Raw genomic sequence first — 4073 nt, 5'->3', positions numbered from 1 at the left:
TGGGCCGGGTTCACCTCGGGCAGCTCCGGGCGGCCGCGGGCGGTCGTTCGCAGCGGGGCGTCGTGGACCGGCTCCTTCGCCGCCGTCTCGGAGTTGACCGGCATCACGCCGGACGACACCGTCCTGGTGCCCGGGTCGCCGGCGTCGTCACTGTTCGCCTTCGCTGCTCTGCACGCGCTCGGCGTGGGCGCGACGCTCGCGCTCCTGCCGCCGGGGCGAGCCGGGCGCGGGCGATCGCTGGCCGCCGCGCTGCCCGGGGCGGACGTCGTCCATGTCGTGCCGCACGTGTTGGCTGAGTTGCTGACTGGGTCGCTGGCCGAGCGGGCGGGTGGGCATCGCACCGGGCTTCCCGCGCGGCTGCGTACGGCGGTAGTCGGCGGCGCGGCGCTGGCGCCGGGGATACGCGAGCGGGCAGCCGAGGCCGGTCTCGGCGTCGTGGCGTACTACGGCGCCGCGGAGTTGTCGTTCGTCGCCGTGGACCCCGACGGTGCGGGGCTACGGCCGTTCCCCGCCGTCGACATCGACGTGCGCACGCAGCGCGGTGCCGATCTCGGTGAGGTGTGGGTGCGCTCGCCGTGGGTCGCCGAGGGGTACCTCGCCGGGGCCGGGGGGCCATTGCGCCGGGACTCTGCCGGCTGGGCGAGCGTCGGTGATCTGGCCGCACCCGGCCTGCCGCTGCGGTTGCGCGGGCGGGGCGACGGCGCGGTCATCACCGGCGGGGCGACCGTGGTGCCCGAGGACGTGGAGTCGGTGCTGCGTACGGTGCCCGGGGTCTCCGACGTGGTCGTCATCGCCACGGCGCACGAGCATCTCGGCGCGGTCGTCACCGCGGTCGTCGAGCGCGGTGCCGCGACGGTGCCGCGGGCGGTCCTGGAGGCCGCGGCGCACGCCGAGCTGGCGCCCACACATCGGCCACGCCGGTGGCTCGCGGTGGATGCGCTACCGCGTACGTCGAGCGGTAAGCCGGCGCGCGCGGCCATCAGTTCCGCTGTCGCCGCGGGACGGTTGCCCACGGAGCCGTTACCGTGACAGCGCCGGTCATCGTCGCAGCGCGGCGTACCCCCATCGCCACTGCTGGGCGGGGTCTGCGCGCGGTCACCGTCGACGAGCTGGCCGTCCGAGTGGTGAGCGCGGTGACCGAGGATGTCCGGACGGCCGGCGTCACCACAGCCGTCGACGACGTCGTTTTGGGCAACTGCACCGGCCCAGGGGGCAACCTGGCCCGGGTCACGGCGCTGGCCGCCGGCCTCGGCGAAACCGTGCCAGGCGTCACCATCGACCGCCAATGTGGCAGCGGCCTCGCGGCTATCGTGCAGGCTGGGCAGGCCGTGCGCAGCGGCGATGCTGCGCTGGTCGTGGCCGGTGGCGCCGAGAGCGCGTCGACGGCACCGCGGCGACAGCACCCGGGCACCGCCAGTGGATCGGGCGACACCTACGAACGCGCCCGGTTCACCCCGCCGGAGTACGGCGACCCCGACATGGGGGTCGCAGCCGAGAACCTTGCACAACGCCGCGGCGTGAGCCGCGACCGCCAGGACGCTTACGCGTGCGCCAGCCATGCCCGCGCCTTGGACGCCCGGGCGGCCGGGCGCTTCGACCGGGAGCTGGTGGCGACCGTCGGCGTCACCGTCGACGACCGGCCTCGAAAGCTGTCCCCCGCGGCCCTGGCCCGCATGCCGGCCGCCTTCGTTCCGGGCGGCACCGTCACCGCCGGGAACTCCTGCCCGAACAGCGACGGCGCCGCCGCCGTCGCCGTCGTCGGTGAGAACATCCGAGCCGATGCCCCCGGGCTGCGTCTGGTGGCCAGTGCCGTCGTGGGCTGCGACCCGCGCCTGCCGGGCTGGGGCCCCGTCCCCGCCGTCGAGCGCGTGCTGGACACCGCCGGGGTGGACGTGGGGGAGGTGGCGGCGATCGAGATCGTCGAGGCGTTCGCCGGGCAGGTCCTGGCGGTCACCGATGCGCTCGGCCTCGACCCGCTCGGGGCGGACGCCGGACTGGTGTGTGCCGACGGTGGCGCGCTGGCTCTGGGGCACCCGTGGGGTGCGACCGGTGCTGTCGTCATGGTCCGGCTGTTCAGCCGGCTCGTGGGTGGCGGCGCGCCTGCGGGCACGCTGGGCCTGGCCACGGCCGCCGTAGGCGGCGGTATGGGTGTGGCGGCCCTGGTCGAGGTGGTCCGATGACCGGGTTGACCGGCGCGTACATGCCCGGAACGTCGCCGCTGCACCGGCTGCCGGCCGGGGTGAAGCTGGGGCTGCTGGCGCTGGCGTGCGCGGCGCTCGTCGCGGTACGCACGCCGCTGACGGTGGGTGTGGCCGGTGTCGTCGTGGCGGCGCTGTACGTGCTGTCCGGCGTGGGGGCGCGCGCCGCGTGGGCGCAGATTCGCCCGGTGCGCTGGTTCGTGCTCGTGTTGTTGGCGGTGCAGTTGCTGATCACCGACGCATCGACCGCGGTGTCGCTGACGGCGCGCATCGTGCTCGCGGTCGCGCTGGCCGGGCTCGTGACGCTGACGACCCGGATGACCGAGCTCATGGCCGCCCTGGAACGCGGCTTGGCGCCGTTGCGGCGCGTGGGCATCGACCCCGCCCGGGTGAGCCTGCTGATGTCGCTGGCGATCCGCAGCGTCCCCGTCGTCGCGGGCATCGCCGGGCGGGTCCGCGACGCCCAACGTGCCCGGGGACAGGAGCGCAGTATCCGCGCGTTCGCGGTGCCGCTTGTCGTCGGCGTGTTGCGCTACGCCGACACACTCGGGGAGGCGCTGCAGGCGCGGGGCTTGGACGACTGAGGTGTCAGCACCGTCTGACGATCACGAGTCGTCGACGTCCTGGATGCCGGCGCGGCCGGCTTCCACGTAGACGCTGGCGCGAGTCCTGATCGGGGCATCGCGGGCCGTGACGCGATCCACCACGCGGTAGTCGGTGCGCCACTGTTGCGGCGTCAACTCGCAGCGAGCATAACCACGTTGCACGTTGTGGAACTTCATATGCGGATTCTCGGCCAACCACCGTCGCCCCCAGTCGTCCATGTCCTGCCCGTCGCCGCCGGAACTGATGGACGTGCCGAGAAACTCGACGCCGACGGTGGCCGAGTCGGGATCGTCGAAGTTCGATTTCAGGTCCGCGGCCACACTGCGATGGGCGTCGCCGGTGATGACCACGAAATTGTCGACGCCACGCTCCTGGACACCGTCGAACAACCGGGTGCGCGCGGCTGCGTAACCATCCCACGTGTCCATGCCGAACGCCTGCTCGGGACCAGACTCGGAATCGCCTTGCATGACGAAGATCTGATTCGCCATGACGTTCCACGTCGCCTCAGACGAACCGAGTCCGTCGAGCAGCCACGTCTCCTGTTCGGTGCCGAGCATGGTGCGATCCGGGTCGAGCCGCTCCTCGCAGCCGATCTGCCGGCCGTCACCACACGCCTGGTCGTCGCGGTGCTGGCGGGTGTCGACGACGTTGAACTGCGCGAGGTCACCGTAGGTGAGCCGACGGTAGAGCTGCATCCCGTTCTCGGTCGGCAGGGACGCCCGGCGCATGGGCATGTTCTCGTAGTACGCCTGGAGCGCGGCGGCGCGACGAGCCAGGAACTGCGGGCCGCCGACACCGTTGCCGTCAAGGTCGCCGGCCCAATTGTTGTCGACCTCGTGATCGTCGAGCACCACCACCCATGGAAACGAGGCATGAGCTGCCTGGAGGTCGGCGTCGGCCTTGTACTGGCCGTACCGGATGCGGTAATCGGCCAGCGATTCGCACTCGACGGCTGGTAGGTGCCCGCGACCGAGCTCACCTTGGGCCGCGCCTTCGTAGATGTAGTCACCGAGGTGGACCACGAGGTCGAGATCTTCCTCAGCGGCCAGGTGCCGGTACGCGGTGAAAAAGCCTTCCGGAAAGTTCTGGCAGCTGGCGAAGGCGAACGTCAGCGACGACAGGGCCGCGCCGGGTGCCGGGGCGGTCCGGGTGCGGCCGACCGGGCTGATCTCGGGACCGGCACGGAAGCGGTACCAATAGTCGCGGCCGGGCTCCAAGCCGTCGACTTCGGCGTGCACGGAATGGCTGAGCTCCGGCGTCGCTCGC

General features: G+C 72.5%; 4 protein-coding genes. 3 read left to right on the top strand and 1 reads right to left on the bottom strand.

Annotation, left to right across the window (positions count from 1 at the left end):
• The 3 genes from M6444_RS20725 to M6444_RS20715 form a co-directional block, all read left to right on the top strand.
• Nucleotides 1-1029, top strand: a 1029-nt coding sequence (locus M6444_RS20725; RefSeq protein WP_298331786.1) for an AMP-binding protein, incomplete at its 5' end; no start/stop codon positions are given.
• Nucleotides 1026-2180, top strand: a complete 1155-nt coding sequence (locus M6444_RS20720; RefSeq protein ID WP_298331784.1) for a thiolase family protein — start codon at nt 1026-1028, stop codon at nt 2178-2180. The genes M6444_RS20725 and M6444_RS20720, both read left to right, overlap by 4 nt.
• Complete coding sequence (locus M6444_RS20715) at nt 2177-2782, top strand: energy-coupling factor transporter transmembrane protein EcfT (RefSeq protein ID WP_298331782.1); 606 nt, start codon at nt 2177-2179, stop codon at nt 2780-2782. Before M6444_RS20720 ends, M6444_RS20715 begins: the two co-directional genes overlap by 4 nt.
• 21 nt (nt 2783-2803) lie before the next feature.
• On the opposite strand, the gene M6444_RS20710 is transcribed toward M6444_RS20715, so the two are convergent.
• A partial coding sequence (locus M6444_RS20710; protein WP_298331779.1) for an alkaline phosphatase D family protein occupies nt 2804-4073 on the bottom strand: 1270 nt, incomplete at its 5' end.

Source organism: Haloactinopolyspora sp. (assembly GCF_027324685.1).
GTDB lineage: Bacteria > Actinomycetota > Actinomycetes > Jiangellales > Jiangellaceae > Haloactinopolyspora.
This window is presented reverse-complemented; position numbering and strand designations above follow the sequence as displayed.